The organism is Paenibacillus wynnii (genome assembly GCF_030812855.1).
Classification (GTDB): domain Bacteria; phylum Bacillota; class Bacilli; order Paenibacillales; family Paenibacillaceae; genus Paenibacillus_AQ; species Paenibacillus_AQ wynnii_A.
Genome location: NZ_JAUSTK010000041.1, coordinates 1 through 20,734 on the forward strand (window position 1 = coordinate 1; position 20,734 = coordinate 20,734).

General features: G+C 45.9%; 22 protein-coding genes. 19 read left to right on the plus strand and 3 right to left on the minus strand.

Translation table 11 applies throughout. From position 1 onward, the window contains the following. Positions 1-94 precede the first annotated feature (94 nt). From J2T20_RS23890 to J2T20_RS23980, 19 genes are all read left to right on the plus strand, one after another. Positions 95-220 carry an SDR family oxidoreductase gene (locus tag J2T20_RS23890; protein ID WP_373457853.1) on the plus strand — a complete coding sequence of 42 codons (126 nt, stop codon included), beginning with the start codon at positions 95-97 and terminating at the stop codon, positions 218-220. A gap of 125 nt (positions 221-345) precedes the next feature. Then, entirely contained in the window at positions 346-1,158 is an 813-nt protein-coding gene (locus J2T20_RS23895) for a basic amino acid ABC transporter substrate-binding protein (protein WP_307592238.1), read from the plus strand. A 129-nt stretch (positions 1,159-1,287) separates the two neighbouring features. Beyond that, a complete protein-coding gene (locus J2T20_RS23900; protein WP_307592241.1) occupies positions 1,288-1,935 on the plus strand; it encodes an amino acid ABC transporter permease in 648 nt (215 codons plus the stop codon). Between the two features lie 15 nt (positions 1,936-1,950). Further along, positions 1,951-2,673, plus strand: a complete 723-nt coding sequence (locus J2T20_RS23905; RefSeq protein WP_307592283.1) for an amino acid ABC transporter ATP-binding protein — start codon at positions 1,951-1,953, stop codon at positions 2,671-2,673. A gap of 168 nt (positions 2,674-2,841) precedes the next feature. Then, positions 2,842-3,288, plus strand: a complete 447-nt coding sequence (locus J2T20_RS23910) for a tellurite resistance TerB family protein (protein WP_307592285.1) — start codon at positions 2,842-2,844, stop codon at positions 3,286-3,288. 121 nt (positions 3,289-3,409) lie between these two features. After that, the gene (locus J2T20_RS23915) at positions 3,410-4,006 is read left to right on the plus strand and encodes a TerD family protein (RefSeq protein WP_307592242.1); all 597 of its coding nucleotides are present in this window, start codon (positions 3,410-3,412) and stop codon (positions 4,004-4,006) included. Positions 4,007-4,042: 36 nt separating this feature from the next. Beyond that, positions 4,043-4,618: a TerD family protein gene (locus tag J2T20_RS23920; RefSeq protein ID WP_307592243.1), complete on the plus strand. Its 576-nt coding sequence runs from the start codon at positions 4,043-4,045 to the stop codon at positions 4,616-4,618. Positions 4,619-4,672: 54 nt separating this feature from the next. Further along, a complete protein-coding gene (locus tag J2T20_RS23925; protein WP_307592245.1) occupies positions 4,673-5,254 on the plus strand; it encodes a TerD family protein in 582 nt (193 codons plus the stop codon). 96 nt (positions 5,255-5,350) lie between these two features. Further along, entirely contained in the window at positions 5,351-6,649 is a 1,299-nt protein-coding gene (locus J2T20_RS23930; RefSeq protein ID WP_307592246.1) for a TerD family protein, read from the plus strand. Positions 6,650-6,676: 27 nt separating this feature from the next. Then, positions 6,677-7,417 (plus strand): TerC family protein, encoded by a 741-nt coding sequence (locus J2T20_RS23935; RefSeq protein WP_307592248.1) that lies wholly within the window; start codon positions 6,677-6,679, stop codon positions 7,415-7,417. A gap of 187 nt (positions 7,418-7,604) precedes the next feature. Then, a complete protein-coding gene (locus tag J2T20_RS23940) occupies positions 7,605-8,813 on the plus strand; it encodes an HpcH/HpaI aldolase/citrate lyase family protein (RefSeq protein WP_307592250.1) in 1,209 nt (402 codons plus the stop codon). Further along, on the plus strand, positions 8,758-10,191 hold the full coding sequence (locus tag J2T20_RS23945) for a phosphoribosyltransferase family protein (protein ID WP_373457852.1): 1,434 nt from the start codon (positions 8,758-8,760) through the stop codon (positions 10,189-10,191). The genes J2T20_RS23940 and J2T20_RS23945 overlap by 56 nt, the downstream gene beginning before the upstream one ends. Next, positions 10,188-11,339, plus strand: a complete 1,152-nt coding sequence (locus J2T20_RS23950) for a cysteine protease StiP family protein (RefSeq protein WP_307592251.1) — start codon at positions 10,188-10,190, stop codon at positions 11,337-11,339. Before J2T20_RS23945 ends, J2T20_RS23950 begins: the two co-directional genes overlap by 4 nt. Continuing rightward, positions 11,336-12,169, plus strand: a complete 834-nt coding sequence (locus J2T20_RS23955; RefSeq protein ID WP_307592253.1) for an HAD family hydrolase — start codon at positions 11,336-11,338, stop codon at positions 12,167-12,169. Before J2T20_RS23950 ends, J2T20_RS23955 begins: the two co-directional genes overlap by 4 nt. After that, positions 12,166-13,221 carry an ATP-grasp domain-containing protein gene (locus J2T20_RS23960; RefSeq protein WP_307592255.1) on the plus strand — a complete coding sequence of 352 codons (1,056 nt, stop codon included), beginning with the start codon at positions 12,166-12,168 and terminating at the stop codon, positions 13,219-13,221. The genes J2T20_RS23955 and J2T20_RS23960 overlap by 4 nt, the downstream gene beginning before the upstream one ends. Positions 13,222-13,281: 60 nt before the next feature. Next, entirely contained in the window at positions 13,282-13,977 is a 696-nt protein-coding gene (locus tag J2T20_RS23965; RefSeq protein ID WP_307592289.1) for a hypothetical protein, read from the plus strand. 11 nt (positions 13,978-13,988) lie between these two features. After that, a complete protein-coding gene (locus tag J2T20_RS23970; protein WP_307592257.1) occupies positions 13,989-15,086 on the plus strand; it encodes a toxic anion resistance protein in 1,098 nt (365 codons plus the stop codon). Between the two features lie 283 nt (positions 15,087-15,369). Further along, positions 15,370-16,158, plus strand: a complete 789-nt coding sequence (locus tag J2T20_RS23975; RefSeq protein ID WP_307592258.1) for a formate/nitrite transporter family protein — start codon at positions 15,370-15,372, stop codon at positions 16,156-16,158. 139 nt (positions 16,159-16,297) lie between these two features. Next, on the plus strand, positions 16,298-17,893 hold the full coding sequence (locus tag J2T20_RS23980) for an ATP-binding protein (RefSeq protein WP_307592259.1): 1,596 nt from the start codon (positions 16,298-16,300) through the stop codon (positions 17,891-17,893). A gap of 216 nt (positions 17,894-18,109) precedes the next feature. Here the strand turns inward: J2T20_RS23980 and J2T20_RS23985 are convergent, their stop codons facing one another. The 3 genes from J2T20_RS23985 to J2T20_RS23995 form a co-directional block, all read right to left on the minus strand. Beyond that, positions 18,110-19,324 (minus strand): hypothetical protein, encoded by a 1,215-nt coding sequence (locus J2T20_RS23985; protein ID WP_307592261.1) that lies wholly within the window; start codon positions 19,322-19,324, stop codon positions 18,110-18,112. Between the two features lie 84 nt (positions 19,325-19,408). Then, positions 19,409-20,320: a TPM domain-containing protein gene (locus J2T20_RS23990; RefSeq protein WP_307592263.1), complete on the minus strand. Its 912-nt coding sequence runs from the start codon at positions 20,318-20,320 to the stop codon at positions 19,409-19,411. A gap of 140 nt (positions 20,321-20,460) precedes the next feature. After that, on the minus strand, positions 20,461-20,604 hold the full coding sequence (locus tag J2T20_RS23995) for a hypothetical protein (RefSeq protein ID WP_169744099.1): 144 nt from the start codon (positions 20,602-20,604) through the stop codon (positions 20,461-20,463). Between the last annotated feature and the right edge of the window lie 130 nt (positions 20,605-20,734).

The window sequence follows — 20,734 nt, forward strand, 5'->3', positions numbered from 1 at the left end:
ATGGATTGAGTAGTGAAAACAAATCATAATTATACATTTTTAGTAATTTATTTAAACTATATTTTTCATGTCAGCATTTGTGCATGTCTAGTGCATTCCAGCCAACCGGGTAGCTGAACTTCAGGATGTGGCAGGAGCCGTTATTTATCTGGCATCCTCTGCCGGTAATATGGTAACGGGAACCACTCTTCTAGTCGATGGAGGCTGGACAGCTCAATAAATGTTACGAATTTCTGATTTGATGTAATGTTATGTGACACAAAGAGGAAAAGTTAATTGTCACCATCGCTTTAATCTGATAAAATCTTTCTTAAGTTATCTATAAATACTTAGGGGGATTAAGATATGAAGAGTCGGAAAAAGTTTATCATGTCAGGTTTAGTGGCATTCCTATTATTAGCTTTGGTGGGTTGTGGGTCCAATAATGCAAGCAGCGGTAACGCCGCGGGTGAGAAAATAATGTTCGCCAGTGATGCCAGCTATGCACCTATGGAGTATATGGATACAGATACGATCAAAGGTTTTGATATCGACTTCATCAAGGCGGTTATGGAAGAGGCCGGCATGGAGTATGAAGTGAAGAATACAGGCTGGGATACAATGCTCTCAAGTGTGAAGCAAGGAACGGAGTACCAGGCTGGATTGTCCTCGGTATCGATCACGGATGAACGGAAAGAAACGTATGACTATTCCATCCCTTACTTTGAATCTACGAATATAATCATGGTTAAGGAAGGCAGTTCGATCAAGAGTGCGCTTGACCTGAAGGATAAGAAGGTTGCCGTTCAAACAGCAACGACTGCGGATGAATTGATGAGTGGAATTATGGGTGTGGATAACGGCAACCTGAAACGCTTTGATAGCAACGCGGTAGCTCTAATGGAACTAAACGGCGGCGGAGCAGATGCAGTAGTTGCCGATATTGCAATCATTCGTGAGTACATTAAGAATAACCCTGACCAGAAATTAACCAGTATCTTAGATACAACGAATTTCAGTTCAGAATACTACGGCATTCTGTTGCCTAAAGGCAGTGAGTTGAAGGCTAAGCTTGACCCGGCCATTAAAAAAGTGCTGGAGAACGGGAAATACGCAGAAATCTACAAAACATGGTTCGGCGAAGAGCCCAATTTGGATAACCTGCTGAATGCGAAGTAAGCAGTTAAGCAGCAACTGCAGTAACCGAAGGGAATAACCAGAGGGAATGAAAAGCATGCGTAATGTAAGCTATTGCGCATGCTTCTTTTTATAGAATTTTACAGACGCATAAGAGAAGGGAAGAGTATTATGGATTTCAGATTCGACATCATTATTCATTATTTGCCGGTCCTGTTGAGAGGGACGATGCTCACTATCGGAGTATCTTTAGTATCTATACTTGTAGGTTCGATTCTGGGATTAGGGGTTGGATTCGGCAAAATGGCGCCGCGCTGGTATTGGCGCTGGCCCTTTCACTGTTATATCAATTTCTTTCGCGGAACGCCGCTGATCGTCCAGATCTTAATCGTCCATTTCGGACTGATCCCGGCTTTTTACGGAAGTACCAATGCACTTCTATCCGCCTTTGTTGCTCTTTCGCTCAATTCCGCTGCATACTCCGCCGAAATTTTTCGGGCAGGTATTCAGTCTATTGATCAGGGTCAGCAGGAGGCTGCACTATCGCTCGGTATGAGTAAAAGGCAGGCCATGAGATTTATTATTCTTCCGCAGGCAATCAAGCGTATGATTCCCGCATTTGGGAATGAATTTATTGTATTGGTTAAGGACTCTTCCTTAATGTCAGTTGTTGCTACACAAGAATTAATGTACTGGACCACCACCATGAAAGGTCAATATCTGCGGATCTGGGAGCCGTATTTGACAGCAGCACTCATATATTTCATTCTTACTTATTCCCTCAGCAAGCTACTGAATGTTGTCGAACGGAGGCTGTAATGTATGCTGGAGCCTATTATTTCAGTTAAAAATTTGTATAAAGCATTCGGAAGCCATACGGTGTTGACGGATATTAATGTGGATATTTATAACCAGGAAGTTGTTGTCGTTATTGGACCCTCAGGTTCGGGGAAATCCACCTTTCTTCGCTGTTTGAATTTGCTGGAGGAGCCGCAGAGCGGAGAAATCCGTATTGAAGGAACCTCCTTGATGGATAAAAGCACAAAGATTAATGATATTCGTACAGAGCTCGGAATGGTATTCCAGCAATTCAACTTGTTCCCTCACAAAAAGGTAATTGAGAACATTATGCTGGCACCGGTTCAGGTACGTAAGTGGACCCCTGACAAAGCTCGCCGGAAGGCGTTAGAGTTGCTGGATAAAGTAGGACTTAGTGAAAAAGCTGAGGTCTATCCGGCTTCGCTCTCCGGTGGGCAGGCCCAACGGGTGGCGATTGCCCGGGCGCTGGCTATGGAGCCGAAGATTATGTTGTTCGATGAACCGACATCAGCGCTTGATCCCGAGATGGTTGGTGAGGTGCTCGCCGTAATGAAAGAGCTGGCCCGTGAAGGGATGACTATGGTGGTTGTTACGCATGAGATGGGGTTCGCGCGTGAGGTTGGAGACCGTGTCATTTTTATGGAGCAGGGTGTTGTCGTAGAGGAGGGAACGCCTGAGCAGGTGTTCGGAAATCCGAAGCAGGAGCGTACACAGCTTTTCTTATCCAAGGTATTATAATCGCCCGATTTCCACAAAGTAGAATATTGTTTTTTTATGGGGTATATTAGAAGGGTAACCTTATTTAAGACATGTCAATCGGGATTTGTCGAATAGGTCGTAAGTAAAGAAGGGAGGCTCTGAGATATCTTTTATTATCATCAATCAAAGTGATAGAAGGAGAATATGATGAGCACATTTAAAAATTGGTTAAATACAACAAAAAGCGGTCTGAATGATCAAGTTAAGAAGTTTAAAAATAAGGATTTTATGAATGCAATAGTAGCCGGTTGCGCCCTTGTAGCCGCTGCTGACGGCAAGATTGAGGAAGCCGAGAAGAATAAGATGGCAGGATATATGAACCTGAGCAATGAGTTGAAGGTATTTGACATGAGAGATGTCATTAACCAATTCAATTCGTATGTAAGCAATTTCGATTTCTCTCCGGAAATCGGCAAGCAGGAAGCACTCAAAGCCATCTCCAAGTTTAACGGTAAGCCGGAAATCGGCCGTCTTGTTATAGCGGTATGCTGTGCAATCGGTGCAGCTGACGGCGATTTTGATGAGCATGAAAAAGCAGTCGTTCGGAACATCTGCAGCGTGCTGGGCTTGAACCCAAGTGAATTCAGTCTCTAGGATAAGGGTCTGAGAATTTTCCAAAAACATCTGAAACATTATTGGGTTTCTTCCGTATCACTGGTAGAACACCCAATAGGATTTTAGATTATGATAGGTTTCGGAATGGAGGTAAGTGAAGTTGGCTGGAATTAATTTGGTGAAAGGTCAGAAGATCGATCTGACAAAAGGCAACGCAGGTTTAGCTAAAGTAATCGTTGGTTTGGGTTGGGATCCGGCAGAGCCTGCCCGGGGATTCTTCGGTGCCAAGAAACAGGCAAATGTTGACTGTGATGCCTCGGCATTGCTGTTGAACGAGGAAGGCAAGCTAATCAAGAAGACGAACTTGGTATGCTTTCATAACAAGCAGAGTGCCTGTAACTCTGTTGTACACTCTGGTGACAACCTGACAGGAGAAGGCGACGGAGATGATGAACAGATCAATGTTAATCTCGCTGCCATACCTTCCGATGTGCATAAGGTTCTGGTAGTGGTTAATATCTATGATGCTGTGAATCGTAAACAGGACTTCGGCATGATCAAGTCCGCGTATATCCGGATCATGAATGCTGCTGGAAACAATGAATTAATTAGATTCAATTTGTCAGACAATTACACAGGCTTCACAGCGCTTATCTGTGGGGAACTTTACCGTAATAACGGAGAATGGAAGTTCTCTGCAATCGGTGAAGGCAGCCACGCAACACATATTAATGAATTGGCAGAACGCTACATCTAATACCCATACCATTTTGAAGAGGAGAGGTTTCTACTCATGGCAATTAACTTATCTAAAGGTCAGAAGATTGATTTAACCAAAACAAACCCGGGTCTATCCAAGATTACCGTTGGTTTGGGCTGGGACACGAATAAATACGACGGCGGCAAGGACTTCGACTTGGACGTATCTGTTTTCTTGGCAAATGCTAATGGTAAAGTGGATAAAGAAACCAACTTTATTTTCTTCAATAACAAACAAAATGAGAATGGTTCTGTTGTTCATACAGGAGACAACCGTACAGGCGAAGGGGACGGAGACGATGAGCAAATTCAAATCGATCTTCTAGCTATTCCTGCAGACGTAGAAAAAGTAGCTTTTACAATTACTATCTATGAAGCCGAATCCAGAAGCCAGAATTTCGGACAAGTTTCCCGTTCTTATGTGCGGATTGTAAATGATGCTTCCAGCGAAGAATTGATTCGTTTTGACCTTGGAGAAGATTTCTCTATCGAAACCGGAGTAGTGGTTGGTGAGCTTTACCGTCATGGTGCAGAGTGGAAATTCAATGCCATCGGCAGCGGTTATAAAGACGGATTGTCTGGTCTAACCCGCGATTATGGTTTGTCTTAAACTACCGCTAACTATACAATGCAGTGAATCTAATGCTGAAAGAAGGTTTGGTTCGTGACGATCAGTCTTTCTAAAGGACAGCGAATTGATCTTACCAAAACAAACCCGGGTCTGACCCGGGTTGTGGTAGGATTGGGCTGGGATACGAATAAGTACAGCGGAGGCCAGGATTTCGACCTCGATGCATCGGCGTTTCTACTGCATGAGGATGGTAAGGCCAAAGGTGCCGATGATTTCGTTTTCTATAACAATCCGAGCGGAGGCTCCGCCTCTGTAACTCATACCGGAGATAACCGCACGGGTGAGGGAGACGGTGACGATGAGCAGATTGTCATTGATTTCAGTAAAGTACCGGCACATATTCAACGTATCGGTATTACGGTAACGATTTACGATTATGCAAGCCGTGTGCAAAACTTTGGACAAGTTTCCAATGCTTTTGTACGAGTGGTGGACGCCTCTTCTGATCGTGAAATTCTGCGATTTGACCTCGGTGAAGACTTTTCAACGGAAACGGCTGTTGTATTCTGTGAGTTTTACCGCCAAGGTGCAGACTGGAAGTTCCAGGCGGTTGGGAGCGGCTTCACCGGTGGCTTAAGCGCCTTATGCAAGAATTACGGACTGGATGCACAATAGTCATGGGAGCGGGGTCATGCCGATCCTGCTCTTTTTTCGATAAAAAGCTCCACATTGTGGGGCTGTTTTTACCCCATTGGCGAAGGTGGTGCGAGCATGAGTGTGACCGTAGTGAAGGGCCAGAAGGCCGATCTGACCAAAGGAAACCCTGGGCTAAGAGAGCTTACCGTGGAAATGGGCTGGCAGTCAGCCTCTTCATTGGAGATAGACACCTCCGCCTTTTTACTTGGACCGCAAGGGAAGGTAGCTAAGGATGAGGATCTGATTTTTTATAATAATCCTTCCACGCCTTATATCAGATATAAGGAAATGCCTGCCTCCGGCACCCTCAAGAAGTTTGAGGTGGAGCTGGATAAGATACCCTCCGAAATCAACAAAATTGCCTTCACGCTTACGATTTATGAGGGTGAGAAGCGCAAACAAAACTTCGGACAAGTGAATCAGGCCTATTTACGTATTATGAATGGGCCAGCGGGTTCAGAAATCCTCCGATGTGATCTTGGAAACCATTTCTCTGTGGAAACAGCCATCGTGGTGGGAGAATTATATAGATACAATAGTGAATGGAAGTTCAACGCTGTTGCAGCAGGCTTCTCTGGGGGCCTGCAGTCGCTTTGCGAGAACTTCGGTATAGAAGTGAAGGATGAACCGGAGGCTAGGCCTCAGCAGGAATCTAAACCGATTCCGAAGACGGAGCCCCGGATACAGATTCCGTCACCAAAGCCTGCATCTTCACCTCCACCTCCAGTGGTAACGGAAGAGAGTAGAGTTGCTCCCCCGGCGCTGAATCTTAACCTGAAGAAGATTGAGCTGAAGAAAAAAGGAGACTCCATCAACCTCAAGAAGTCTGCCGGGGGTCTGGGAGAAGTTCTGATCAACCTGAACTGGAACCAGAAACAGAAGCAAAGCGGTGGGTTATTTAACCGCAGCCGCGGAGTGGATTTGGATCTCGCCTGTCTGTATGAGTTAAAGGACGGGAGAAAGGGCGTTGTTCAAGCGCTGGGTAATGCTTTTGGTTCGCTAGATCAACCTCCGTTCACCTCTCTGGACGGCGATGATCGTACAGGTACGGTGACAACCGGTGAAAATTTACGGATTAATGGCGCTAAGGTTACCCAGATTGAGCGGATTCTGATCTTTGCCTTTATTTATCAAGGTGTAACGAACTGGTCAGAGGCAGATGGGGTTGTCACGATTAAGCAGAGCGAAGGCCCTGATATTATCGTGAACTTGGACGAGCATAACAACCGTAAAGGCATGTGCGCCATTGCACTAATCCGCAATGTGAATAACGAAACCTTCAGTATAGAACGACTGGTGCAGTATTACAGCGGGCATAAGGAAATGGATGAAGCTTATCGGTGGGGGCTGCGCTGGGTAGCAGGCAAGAAATAAATTATTGTAACGGAGGCACGAATTGCAATGGACTGGTTAGCCAATTTTTTTAGAAGTATTAGCGAAAATTACGGCCATTTCTTCTCATGGAGTGATGTTGTAACAACGCTGTCAGATCCAGTGAGCTGGGGCATTATTGGCAGTTTGATTTTACTGGAAGGTCTCCTCTCTGCGGATAATGCGCTCGTACTTGCGGTCATGGTTAAGCATTTACCTAAAGAGCAGCAGAAGAAGGCGCTTTTTTACGGGATTTTAGGAGCTTATGTATTTAGATTTTTGGCCATCGGCCTAGGGACCTTTCTTATTAAATTTACATTGGTCAAAGTCCTTGGAGCGGCGTATCTCTTCTATATCGCATATAAAGGTATTTTCAAGGGCGGTGGCGAAGAAGAAACACAGAACAAAGGGACCTCATTTTGGAAGACCGTCCTTCTTGTTGAATTAATGGATATAGCTTTCAGTATTGACAGTGTAGTAGCCGCATTTGGACTAAGCAGTCAAGTCTGGGTATTATTCTTGGGCGGAATTCTCGGTGTCCTGATGATGCGGGGAGTAGCACAGGTATTCCTGAAGCTGATTGACAGATTCCCTGAACTGGAGCAGACAGCATTTTTGTTAATTGCAATTATTGCCGGCAAAATGCTTGCGGGTGCTTTCGGATACGAAATGTCACATGTCCTATTCTTCACCATTCTGATTGCTGTTTTTGTGGGAACCATTCTCTACAGCTCGGGTAAGAAGAAGAAAGAAGCCAATAAGAAATTCTGATCTATGGGTAGCCGTTCATAGAGAACGCTCAGCAATTCTTTTTGAAATCGTATAGGAAACAATTTAGCTTTCGCTGTCATTGCAGAACCGGATACCGTCCCCTTGAGGACGGTATCGTTGGTTCTACTCCTCTTTACAGAGAACGGATGCGGGAGCTAACTTGGCATAACATTAAGGGGGTAGGGCTTTGAAATATTTTGATTACCTAACCAACGAGCAAGAAATGTCCTTATTTTACTCTCCGCCCGTATCATTTGATCATACGATGAACAAGGATCTGCTGTCCTACGCCGTGGGTGCTGCTCTTTACATGCCGGCTACACGCCCTACTGTTGCCGAGGATATTTTAAAGCTGAAGGAAAGCGGTCTTGTGACCGTCATTATTGATCTGGAAGATGCCATAGGAGACGGAGAGGTTGATTTCGCCGAACAAAGTATCACCCGTCATCTGGCTTATTTGGCAGCTTATGCTGAGAATGAAAAAGATCCTAAAAGCAGCCTTCCCCTTATCTTTATCCGCGTACGTAATCCTGACCAACTTCAGAATCTCATCTTCAGGCTGGGTTCACTGACTACGATATTAACAGGCTTTGTTTTTCCGAAATTTTCGGTAGAGAACGGTGTGGAGTATTTTGAGATTCTAGCGGATTACAACAACACCCGCAGCTATTCAGCTTCGGTCCTTTATGGAATGCCGATTCTGGAAAGCGCATCTATTATTTATCGTGAGAGCAGGTTGGAAAGTCTCTTGGCAGTTCGCGATTTGTTGGAGGTATACCGGGATTATGTGCTTAATGTAAGAATAGGGGCAACGGATTTCTCCAGTCTGTTCGGGCTTCGCCGCAGTCCTGATGTTAGTATTTATGATCTCACTCCGATCCGTGACTGCATGGCTGATATTATTAATGTGTTCGGGCGGATGGACGGGGGTTATGTGATTTCCGGGCCCGTGTGGGAATATTTTGCGAATAAAGGGCATCGGGTGCTTCGCCCGCAGCTGCGTCAGACCCCTTTCGAGGACACGTACGGCAAGAGCGGACGAGACCTACGTAACAATTATATCTCCAGTGCCATGGATGGACTCATTCGTGAGGTTGTCTTGGATAAGGAGAATGGGATTATAGGCAAGACTATTATTCATCCCTCCCATCTCAAGCCGGTTCAGGCCATGTATACGGTGATGCATGAGGAATATGTGGATGCGATGAGCATCATAGAGAGTAATGATGGCAGCCGTGGAGTATTAAAGAGTCAGTATTTTAATAAAATGAATGAAATTAAGCCGCATCTGAATTGGGCAAGACGTATCTTACTACGATCTCAAGTATACGGGGTGTTACATGAACAACAGCATTTTGTCGGACTATTGCCCGAGAACGAATACACATACGTTTAATATTGTCGAGAACCTGCAGGTTTCAGTAACCGAAACCTCCAATCCTTTTCATATGCCGGTATCTGCATTATTTTCGATGGCGGCACGCATTAATAAGAAACGTTCTTTTTTATTCGTCAGTAAAGTACTTGGCAAGCATATTCCTGTTAATCCATACACACCGCTATTAAGCGGAGCAGCCCTAGGTCTGTTATTGTACCGGGAGATGGATCTTTGCAGTGGTAACCTTCACAGTGACATCGTGGAAAGACTGCTCCAGCAAGCTATGAATGGACTGATTCATCCGGGTCATGCTGAGGAAGCTTATCATGAGTTGATGGCGGCCAAGCTGATCTTGCCTGAGCCTGTTGTTTTTATAGGCTTTGCAGAGACAGCAACGGCGCTTGGACATAGTATGTACAACTTGTTCGCAGGAAATGCTTCCTATATTCATACCACCCGTGAGGATATTCCGGATCTGGAATCCGTTATTAATTTTGAAGAAGAGCATTCTCACGCCGTTGACCATTTATGCTACGCTCTGGACGCCAGCATGCTGTCCGGCACCGAGCCGATTATATTGGTTGATGATGAGATTACGACAGGCAATACAGCCATTAATACGATTCGTGATATTCAATCCAAGTTCCCGCGCCACGAATATGTAATTGCCTCCATCCTCGACTGGAGGAGCGATAAGAATGTGGAGGTCTATCGGGAGCTGGAGCTGGAGCTGGGGATTTCAATCAAGTCCTTGTGCCTTCTTCAGGGGAGTATTGAAGTAAAGGGTATCCCGCTATTGAATGCCACTGATAAGAATGACGGGAGACCAACCGCTGTAGAGGTACCGGTGGTTACAACTTATGTCCCGGATGGAATGGTTCGGATTCCTGTGACCTCTACAGATTCTCTGCATGAGGTGAATAAGTCTCCCTATATGAAATATAGCGGCCGATTCGGGCTGGAATCCGGGCAGAATGCCGAAGTTAATACAGGGGTACGTAAGATAGCTGATCAATTGCGGACTATGCGGGAAGGTACACAGACACTGGTGCTTGGCGTGGGTGAGTTCATGTATCTTCCTATGCGGATTGCGGCTGAGATGGGGGATGGAATCTCCTATCAATCAACGACACGTAGTCCAATTCATCCGAACCGCAGACTGGATTATGGAGTGCATAGCGCCGCTGGCTATCCATCCGCCGGTGACCCGGAAATTACAAACTATATCTATAACGTTGAACCGGGGCAGTATGATGAAATCTTTATACTGCTGGAGCGTGAGGTTTCCCAGAAGCGTATTCAGCCAATGATGAATATATTGAACAAGCTTGCCCGTCACAAGGTGCATCTTGTGGTTCTAACTTCAGTAGAACAGGAACGGGAGGCATGTGAATGAACATCATAGGAATGGAACAAGTTATGAACCGAAGAATAGCCCCCCCGCTGCAACTCGGCAGCTATCCTCCTTCAGATGTAATCTTTCTGTTGAAAGACCTGAGTGATGTATCCCTAGAACGGGCTACAGAGGAACGGGAAGAGGCCATTCAATCCGGTGTACACTACTCAGAGATGCTGCCAGTTGAATATCAGCCTACGGATGCTTACATTGAGTTATTTCACGAAACACTTCGCCAATCCTCCCGTAAGGTAGCTCTTGCTGTAGCGGTTGTCTCCGAATTGATCGTAGCGCAGAGAGGTCTGAATACTGTACTCGTTTCTTTAGCGAGAGCAGGAACACCTATCGGTGTACTAATTAAGCGTTATATTGCTTACCGATATGGGGTGGAATTGCCGCATTATAGTATATCGATTATCCGTGGCAAAGGCATTGATGAGAATGCTGTGATCTACATGCTCCAGAAGCATGGGCTGGATGCCGATCTGCAGTTTATTGACGGCTGGACAGGAAAAGGGGCGATTCGCCAAGTCCTGATTGCTGCTTGCGAAAGCTTTTATAATAAATATGGAATTAAGCTGAATGACGACTTGGCTGTGCTTGCTGATCCGGGGTACTGTTCTGCAACCTTCGGAACTAGAGAGGATTATCTGATTCCGAGTGCCTGCCTAAATTCTACTGTCTCCGGACTAATGAGTCGTACAGTGCTGCGGGATGATTTAATAGGCCCCAATGACTTCCATGGCGCGAAGTTCTATAAAGAATGGCTCGAAACGGATGTGTCCAATACTTTTATTGAGGCGATAGGGCCCCATTTTGATTCTGTTGCCCAGGAAGCGTCGGATATTGCCGCAAGAATGATCCAGTCTCCCCCAGAGATCACTTGGCAAGGCTTGAAGGATATTCGCAGCATTCAGGAGTCATTTCATATTGCAGACATTAACTTGATCAAGCCGGGGGTAGGGGAGACAACCAGAGTCCTTCTGCGGAGGGTACCGTGGAAAATCCTTGTCAACTCCATGGACAACCCCAACCTGCAGCATATCATGCTGTTGGCCGCAGACCGCGGGGTACCCGTCGAGATATACCCGGGATTAACTTATTCCTGCTGCGGTATCATAAAGCCGCTGAAGGGAGAGAGTGAATGATCTACGCCAGTGATCTGGATCGCACACTGATCTACTCCCGGAATGCTATCGGTGTTCCCGAGGATTCACCGGGACTTGTTCCGGCAGAGATCATTAATGGAACAACGGTATCATACATTTCAGAGAGAGCACTCTCGCAGCTTATAAGCCTTGCCGGAAACATAGTGTTTATGCCGGTAACCACTCGGACTGTAGAGCAGTACAAGCGGATCAACCTTTTTCAAGAGACGGTGGTTCCTGACTATGCCGTCACGAGTAATGGCGGTAACATCCTGATTGACGGCAAGGTCGACATGGAGTGGAGAGCATCCGTTGGTAAGCGGGTAGAGCTCCATTCTGCGCCGGCAGAGGAGATCAGAACGATCGTAAGGTCGGCACTGCGTGAAGAGTGGATTCTTACTGAGCGTTATTGCGACGGATTATTTTTCACCTTTGTTGTTCACCGCGACCTGCTGCCGCCGAATGTGGTATCCCAGTTGGCAGATAAGCTGAATGATCTTGGCTGGAAGGCCTCCCTTCAAGGCCGTAAGCTGTATGCGGTGCCGGAAGCGGTGAATAAGAGTGCTGCTATCGAGCACGTCCGGCGAACGGTTCAGAATGAACCGATGGTGGCCTCCGGAGATTCTCTGCTGGATAAATGCCTGCTGGATGCCGCTGATTATGCGATTGCCCCTTGTCATGGGGAAATATTTGCCGAACATCAAGAGGGATTGAGGGTGGGAGTTTATCCTTTTACCACCTGCTCGGGTGTGTTCGCCAGTGATGAGATTTTGCAGTATGTAGGGACTATTTACAACAATTTAAAGGCATTGGGAGTGGGGCCGCCATGAAAAAGGTTAATATATATTTCAATCGTTGGTTCTCTGTAGCTTTCCATTATATGAATCATATTCGTAATAATGAAGATGAAATCCCATTCACCATATTTGCAACCCATCCTGATCTTTTGCACATGTCACTTCAGGGAGCAGACTTTGCGGAGACTGAACCTAAGCTTGAGGGGATAGAGTATGTGCAGTTCTGCGTTGATTTTTGCCGACGAAATGAGATAGATATCTTTATTCCGCGTCTGCATATGCTTGATATTGCTTTGCATGCCCATTTGTTCGACGCTATTGGTACGAAGCTTATCGTCTGCAGGGATGTCGATTTGCTGGAGACCATTATGGATAAAGGGAAATTTTACGAGAGCGTTAAGGAAAAAGGGATTATGACTATACCTGATTACCATGTAGTCAGTACGGCAGAACAGTTCAAAACAGCCTATGAGGATCTTGTAGCTAGAGGACACCAGGTATGCTTCAAACCCACCGATTCGGAGGGTGGACTGGGTTTTCGGATTATTGATAATAACCGAAGCCCGCTGCAGGAGCTGTTCGGTCATGTGACTTCGATGATTTCGTTTGAGGATGCATACCGAATACTTTCCAGTGAACTGTCATTCCCTGAACTGATGGTCATGGAGCTGCTTGAGGGATTTGAATACAGTATTGATTGTCTGGCAGACGAGGCAGGTAATCTGCTGGCTGCGGTTCCGCGCCGTAAGGCGGGAGGGCGTTTGCGGCTCATGGAGCATAACGTTGAGCTGAAGGAAATTGCAGCGAAAGTAGCTGAGACGTACAAAATCCCATACAATTTCAATGTCCAAATGAAGTACAATGGCTCTATACCCAAGCTGCTGGAGGTTAATCCCCGGATGTCGGGCGGCCTGCATATTTCATGTCTGTCTGGAATCAACTTTCCTTATCTGGCGGTAAAAAGCGCACTTGGCGGCGAGGTGCAGCCTGTGGATTTCACAGTGGATGTGCTAGCCAGTCATGTTGAGAAACCGCTAATTATGAAATCAAACGGCGAATCTGCCGTTCCGGATACTGTGAACTAACAGCTTAGGAATACGTTAACGCAAGAGGTGATTAACATTCTTTTGAAATCGAAGATATTAATGTATGCCGGAATTGGTTACGTAGCTGCGGTATTGACCAGTCCCTTTCTTCCGGAGATGCTATCCTTGCTGTTGCCAGCTGCAGGAGGAGCTGTCGGTTTAGTATCAGGACAACGGAAACGAACGAATCTTCCTGCAGAGGTGCTTCCTGCAGGAACGGAGTCTGTGCAGGTTGCGTCTCCCTCTGTGAATAAAAGTGTTTCTACCGCTACTCCGACAAGTAGCCCTGTATCTGTCCCGGCGCTATCGCCTAGTAACGCCACCAGTGGCAAGGTGAGCGGGGAGGTCAAGATTGGCCCGGAATTCGCACCCGTGGTAGAGTATCTGAGCATTCTGGAGGATATGATTATCTCCGAAGGGCAGAAGGATACGCTGGATAATGAGATTGTGGAGAAGTCGCTGGCACTGTTTGCTAGGCTTCAAAGGGTCATTCCGCTGCTTCAGGAGCTGGGTAACGGCGAGATTAATCATACGGTCCGCAGATTGATTTTGAAGGATTTGAATGCCGTCATTAATCCGTTCCTACGGCTTGGCGGCGAAGCAAAAACCAGAAATCGGAGAACGCTGCTGAACGGTCTGAAGGATGTCGATTCCAAAATATCCGATATCGCTTCAACGATCGAGCATAAAGACCTGATGGAACTTCAGACGAAGGCGGAACTGATTCATCAGCGGTACAGCAGCTCCGAATTATAGGAGGTAAGCTTATGTCCACACAGTTGATTCAACTGAAAAAAGAAGACGAGCAGAAGGTTGTCCAAGAGGCCTCACAGCTTATTGAGAAGGTAAGTAAGACAGATACCGTAACACTGGACTCTCTTATGGATGAAATCGGCAAGCTAGGGGTCAAAACACAGGAGAAAGCGGGACAAACCCTGAAGCTCCTGGATCGCCCTGTGAATGATCTGATGTCAGGCAAGCGTGTAGAAGTGCCTAACATGATCATGAAGCTGCGGAACGAATGCGAGGATTTGCAGCAGAGCAAGAATGTAAGCTTTTTTGGGAAAATACTCCGTAAAAGTCCGCTCAAAAACTACGTCTACAAATATCAGTCTGTTCGTACGAATATCGAAGCTATTGTAACCGGCCTGCGGGATGGAAGAGACACGCTGGAAGAAAGCATCGTTAACATGCGGCAGTTGAAGCGAACCTCCATGGAGGAGATCTACAATCTTCAGACCAAGATAGCCTTTGGGAATAAGCTGAAAGAGATGTTTGATGTGGAGATCGCCAAGCCGGAGAATGAGTTCCGTAAAGCTTATCTTGAACGGGGTTTGCGTAAAGTAATGGTGCGTGTTCAGTCTATGACAGAGATGATCATGCTCTATAACCAAGCAATTGCTGCTACAGATATCATTAATGATAACAACGACAAGCTCATTGATTCCGTGAATAATGCGATTGATAAGACCTCGAATCTAATCACTGTATCTGCAATGATTGCCATGTCATTGGCTGATCAGGAGAACGTAATTTCCGCTGTAGAGGCAACGAATAAGACGATAGAGGATCAGTTCAAGGAGAATGCAAGATTGCTCCGCACAACTACAGAAAAAACAACGGAGCTGCTCTCCAAGCCTTCGATGTCTATGGAATCAGTGAATCAGGCAATCGGGGACTTGATGATTGCTCTGGATACCTCAGAACAGTCCAATCGCCGCATTATTGAGAGCTGTCAGGATTACACATCCAAGATGACTACGATCAATACCCAGCTTAACAACCGTCTAGGGCTTAATCAGGCGGACAAGCCTCAGCTTCCTGAAGGTGCTGCTTCCGGCGAATTGAGCAATTTCTTGAACTAACACCCATCATATAACCTCTCTTCCACACATAAATTGTCACATAAGGCAAGACATGTGGAGGGATGAGGGGATAGGCATATGATTCTTGGAGGTTTGATACTAGTGCTTATCATCGTAGCCAGCAGCGAAAAGGCAGAGGCCATCGCAGAATTAAATGAAGAGAGCTAGCAATTAATTACCGTTCCATGGTTCAAGCAATTTCCAGCGGTTTATTGGGTATAATAAGCCCGGGTTGTACTTCTAACCCATTAGCTGAAAATAACAGGCCTGAGACGGAGGGTATATGGAAAACGAAGCGCTGATGCAGGTGGAACGATTAGCTCTTAAAAAGCAGAAAATATACCGGCAAAGCGTATTCCGCTACATTGCCAGAGCTATGCTGGCTAGTATGTTTATCGGGTTTGGCGTCATTGTTGCGTTCAAGACAGGGAATTTCTTCTATATGGAGCATTCGCCGATGACGTATCCAATGGCTGCTATTACCTTCGGTGCCGCCATCATCCTGATTTCTTACGGGGGTGGAGACCTATTCACCGGGGACACCTTTTATTTCACGTATGCCGCTTTAAGACGGAAGATGAAGTGGGCTGAAGTTGTACGATTGTGGGCCGTCAGCTATTTGGGTAATATTCTGGGTGCGATAGCTTTTGCACTGCTCATCTATTTGACAGGATTGTTCTATAGTTCCGATGTGAATGGATTCTTGTTGAATGTGGTTGCCCATAAGATGGAGGCTCCGGCGTCACAGTTATTCTTCCGAGCTATCCTCTGTAACTGGCTGGTCTGCCTGGCTTTCTTCGTCCCAATGTCCATGAAAGGTGACGGCGCCAAAATGTTCGCCATGGTATTGTTTGTGTTCTGCTTCTTTATCTCCGGGTATGAGCACAGTATTGCCAATATGTGTACCTTTGCTATTGCACTGGTGCTTGATCATCCGGGTACGATTTCGTGGGCTGGCGTCGTGCATAATCTTGTACCTGTTACCCTCGGGAATCTGATTGGCGGCGGTGTGCTGATGGGCGTAATGTACTATTATGTGAATAAGCCATTTCTAGATGATGAACAGCATTAGTAACTTTTATCCAGAGACTTCGTCCCTTTAGAGGGATGAAGTTTTTTTGATTTAGCAGCTGGGGAGGATTAGGACATGAAAGGTAGAATACATAATAAGTATTAAAAATTAAATATTCCAAAAAAGTGGGGTTATGTATTTGGAGAGAGCAACAGTACTGACGGATGAGGTTGATATTGAAGCCTACAGACAGAATTGCTTCCATGCAGGAATAGACCCTGAACAGCCTCCTTTTTTTGCAGAACGTTTCTCAGCAGAGGAACTCGAAGCGCAATTAATTAAATACAAGGAAGTTATTGAGGTTATCGATTCATTCGTAAATAAATTTCTATCCTCTGTAAGCGGCAGTCCCATATTAATTGCTATTTCAGACGCAGAGGGTTATCTGCTGGCATTTAAAGGAGACCCTACAATTATTGACACTATTAGGTTGGTGGGGATACAAGAGGGGGTTCGGTTTACCGAAAAGGTGGGTATAAATTCCATAAACTTATGTCTTCGTTATCAGAAACCCTTTCAATTGGTAGGACAGGATCATTTTCATCATATACTGCATGGATTAGTTTGCTGTACAGCTCCCTTTTATAAAGAGGATGAGCAGGAGTTGTTGGGTACAATCTCGTTTATGACGGATATTGATGCAGCTCATCCTCACCTGCTGCCACTTCTCTGTACGATGGCAGACTCAATCGAACGAGAGCTTTTGCTGCGTAAAGGAAATGCACAGTTTCAATTGCTGAACCAAATCTTGTTGGAGACCAATTATTTAGGTGTAATTATTACAGATGAACTGGGAACTATTGTTAATATTAATGACAATGCTGCAGAGATGCTACACATTGAATCTGATCGGTTTGTTCGTATACTGGGGACCAGCGCATTCGATATAAATGATTTGGGAGATTACTTTCGGCGCGTAGTACTACAGCAGGAGGAATGTAACGGAGTGGAGCTCACCTTGGAGCGGAAGGGCTCTGCGCAACATTATATAATAGACGCGGTACGTGTATATGATGCTAAGGGATCTTTGAGCCGCGCGATCGTTAGTTTACGCAACATTACGGAGATGAAGAAGACAGAGGAAGTTCTTCGAAATACGGAGAAGCTAGTTTTTGCAGGTGAGTTGGCCATGAGTATTGCCCATGAGATCAGAAACCCCCTTACAACGATCAAAGGCATGCTCCAGCTGTCTAATAAAAATTCACAGCTTCTGCATTACAACCTTATTATGTCTGAAGTTGAAAGAGTGAATTTAATTGTCAGTGAGTTTTTAATCCTGGGCAAACCTCAGGCTGTACAATTCAAGAAGGAGCGATGCAGCACTATTCTGCAGGAAGTTCTAAGCATCTTTGCATTTCAGGCGAATATGAATATGATTACGCTTAATACGCAAGTCAAGGATGATTCTGAAATTGAGTGTGACCGAAATCAGATTAAGCAGGTATTTCTTAATCTATTAAGAAATTCAGTGGAGGCTTTACCTTTTGGCGGAATGATTAGCATAGAATTAAATATCGGTGACGGCTTTCAGACGATAAAATTCTCGGACAATGGAGAAGGGATGAGCCATGAAGTTCTGCAAAACATAGGGATGGCCTTCCACACGACCCGAACAAACGGAAATGGACTTGGAATGATGATTGTTAAAAAAATCGTGTCTGCACACAGGGGGCATGTAGAGATAACGAGTGAAGTAGGGGTCGGTACCATCGTAACCATTTATCTCCCAACTTAATTAGATTGCTGTCCTGGGGGACGCTCCGTGAACGGACCGTTGCATTAGTAGCTGCTGTCTCCAGATGTATTGAATTACACACAGCCGTAGGTCGCTACGGATCCAAAACAAAAAGAAGCCAGTCCCCTAATTGGGGGACTGGCTTCTTAAAAACAAGATGTTCTGTTCGCCAAAGGTCTTCACACACTGATGCTCTCTATGAGGATTTGTAGTTATCTACCACTTGGAACCCCCGGATGAATTACCCCCTGATCTTCCTCCACCGCCCCAAGAGGAGCCCCCGGAGGAACGTCCACCGCCGAAACCACCGGAGGAAGGTGGACCCGAGGACATTCGCTTTCTGGTCTGTTCCCTTCTCTGTAATTCCCGCATTCGGGCCAGCTGAGCCTGCCGTTCTTCCTCTTCCTTTTGGCGAACCAGCCGAGTTGCTTCATTTACAAAGGTCTCAATCTGTGATTGATAGGAATAGGCCAAGCCCTCCAGATCATCCAAATGATAAGGTTCAGCTGAAAGTTTGTGCTGTAATTCAGTGAATTCCGGGAGCGAGGAGAGATTGAAATGACTTCTTAAGATAAGCCCTCTACTCTGAAGCAGCCGCTCAGCTGAATCAACACGTTCCTGCCCTTCGGAGAAGAGCATAATGACCTTATCCAGCCTTTCATTCAGAGAATCCAGACTCCCCGAGATCTCATTAAACTGCCGAATTGCCTCTTCCTGAAGGGACAGCAGCCGATCAAGAGCGCTCCGGGCTTTGTCATATTCCCCGCGTTCATCACTGGTCCAGCTTTCGATTTGGGGAACCTCATCAGCACCCTCCCGAATCCGGGTGCTCCAAGCCTCCAGATCATTCTTAGCAGCGGCTAAATGCTCTTCTATAAAGCGTGCTCTGGACTCTATGATCCGGGCTTGAAGACCTTCACTCCGCTGATTCAGCTGGCTCCATTTCGAACGGACGGTTTCTAAATCACGCTGATTTTCCTCCCTTATGAGGGCTTGGCGTTCCGTCATAGAAACGGCATCCTGCAGTAGCATATCCAGCCGAGCCCCGATTTTGCGTACTTCGTCCATATCCCCTTTGCTAAGAGGCACCTCCAGATTAGCGGCTTCTACACTGGCTTTCTCCAAGTAGTCATAAGGCCTTACCTTCATATTCTGGAGGGAGTTTTGTTCTATGATTCCAGCAATTTTGGAGCGTATGGTGGCTAGTGTTTCCGGGTAGTTATCTACTTTGTCATCGTAGGTATCGACATCCTTCAAATTCTTTTCGATTTGCTCCTGTTTGTCCAACGCATCCTCCGTAATCTCCTGCGCGGCAATCGGATCAAACAGCTCCAACTGATCAGCCTTGGTTGTCTCATCAGCCAACTCCTTGAGTTTTTCTGCAATCTCTTGAAGCTCGTAGCCCGTCTCCTGAACGGCGCTCTGGAGCAACTGATCTAATTCGGGAGCATCTTTTTTCAGTTCAGTAATGCGCTCTTTTACATTTTTATCTGCTTCAGTGATAACAGCAATTTGCTATTCCTCCTCCAGGATAGCTGACCGAAAGGAAACATTGGCCTCACTGAGCTTATCCGCCGCCGTTTTGAGAGCAGCAAGACGATAAAATGCCGGCGCTGCGTCGCTGTCTTCATTTCTTAATGCAGAAATTTGAATCAGCTCATTCGTAAGGCGCTCTGAGATGGCTTCAACCCTTTCAGCGGTTTTACCCTGAACAATACCTTGGAACGGCTTCAGTGATTCAATCGCCCGATTAGCCTGCACTAGCAGATCGCCAAGCAGTTCTTTCTGCTCATCATGTGCTCTGCGCCTCCGGATTCCTGTAATCACAACATATAATAATCCAACAACTAAGGCAGCCCCCATTAAGATCAGAAGGATTCCGGGCATTGACACTGTAGATTTATCATTCACTGCGTTCCCTGTTCCGGTTGCAGTCCCCTGAGACTGACCCAGTGAATGTGTAGCCTCCATTAGAGAGAAGATACCCCCTGTGAAGTCGCCGTCCTCCGCATAAGGAATGAAATAAGTGTCAACCCATTTAGTGATGGCTGCACTTCCGGAAGGGCCCCCCTGTTGTTGTGACCAGGAGTTCAGCGAGGAACGCAGCCCCGAATTCTGAAAATTAAGTTCCACCTGATGTTCTTCAGCGGAGATGAGCAGCAGTATATCGCGTGACGAGAGCCCCCATGAGTCGTACACATTCGTTGCGTAGTTAGCTGAATTGGCACCGTTCAGAGATTCTAAGGTAACGATATGGAACGTATAGCGGCTTCCGGGAGCAGCGTCGGTGATTGCGGAGGCTTCCCCGGAACTCAGCAACCCGGCTTTATCTGTTACCAGGCCTTGCTGGACGGGAACATCTGCGGCATAAACACCGGGTACCCACAATAGACTAAGCATCCAAATGAACAACACAACTTTTTTCAAGCCGACACACCCCAATCTGAAGAGATTGTATTCCAATTATTATACTTAAGTTCATTCTATTTATTAAACCTTATCAGTCTCCGCGAAGATAACAAAAAAGCCGCGCCCCTAAAAGTGAGGACGCGGCTGTATTTATAGGTTTATTTCGGTTGCATGCAGAGGATATATTGAAGCCTGGATTTGATCTCCCTTTGCCATTTCAGATCTCCAACTTTAACAGCAAGATTGAGCAGATCCAAATAATCGTCAACTTTCAATGTGGTGCGGGTAGTCGTTGCATTCATGGGTGTTCAGTCTCCTTTTTATCTCAAATAGATTCAATTCTATGATTTCATTTCAATAATGATAATCATTATCAATCGTTACTGCTATTATCCACACTTTCTACCTAAAAAGCAACCTAAATTTGAAGGG

What these genes read in the sequence shown, in the direction of transcription:
- J2T20_RS23895 (WP_307592238.1), top strand. Translation starts at nt 346, where the DNA reads ATGAAGAGTCGGAAAAAGTTTATCATGTCAGGTTTAGTGGCATTCCTA.
- J2T20_RS23900 (WP_307592241.1), top strand. Translation starts at nt 1,288, where the DNA reads ATGGATTTCAGATTCGACATCATTATTCATTATTTGCCGGTCCTGTTG.
- J2T20_RS23910 (WP_307592285.1), top strand. Translation starts at nt 2,842, where the DNA reads ATGAGCACATTTAAAAATTGGTTAAATACAACAAAAAGCGGTCTGAAT.
- J2T20_RS23920 (WP_307592243.1), top strand. Translation starts at nt 4,043, where the DNA reads ATGGCAATTAACTTATCTAAAGGTCAGAAGATTGATTTAACCAAAACA.
- J2T20_RS23930 (WP_307592246.1), top strand. Translation starts at nt 5,351, where the DNA reads ATGAGTGTGACCGTAGTGAAGGGCCAGAAGGCCGATCTGACCAAAGGA.
- J2T20_RS23935 (WP_307592248.1), top strand. Translation starts at nt 6,677, where the DNA reads ATGGACTGGTTAGCCAATTTTTTTAGAAGTATTAGCGAAAATTACGGC.
- J2T20_RS23945 (WP_373457852.1), top strand. Translation starts at nt 8,758, where the DNA reads ATGAACAACAGCATTTTGTCGGACTATTGCCCGAGAACGAATACACAT.
- J2T20_RS23950 (WP_307592251.1), top strand. Translation starts at nt 10,188, where the DNA reads ATGAACATCATAGGAATGGAACAAGTTATGAACCGAAGAATAGCCCCC.
- J2T20_RS23955 (WP_307592253.1), top strand. Translation starts at nt 11,336, where the DNA reads ATGATCTACGCCAGTGATCTGGATCGCACACTGATCTACTCCCGGAAT.
- J2T20_RS23960 (WP_307592255.1), top strand. Translation starts at nt 12,166, where the DNA reads ATGAAAAAGGTTAATATATATTTCAATCGTTGGTTCTCTGTAGCTTTC.
- J2T20_RS23965 (WP_307592289.1), top strand. Translation starts at nt 13,282, where the DNA reads ATGTATGCCGGAATTGGTTACGTAGCTGCGGTATTGACCAGTCCCTTT.
- J2T20_RS23970 (WP_307592257.1), top strand. Translation starts at nt 13,989, where the DNA reads ATGTCCACACAGTTGATTCAACTGAAAAAAGAAGACGAGCAGAAGGTT.
- J2T20_RS23975 (WP_307592258.1), top strand. Translation starts at nt 15,370, where the DNA reads ATGGAAAACGAAGCGCTGATGCAGGTGGAACGATTAGCTCTTAAAAAG.
- J2T20_RS23995 (WP_169744099.1), bottom strand. Translation starts at nt 20,604, where the DNA reads ATGAATGCAACGACTACCCGCACCACATTGAAAGTTGACGATTATTTG.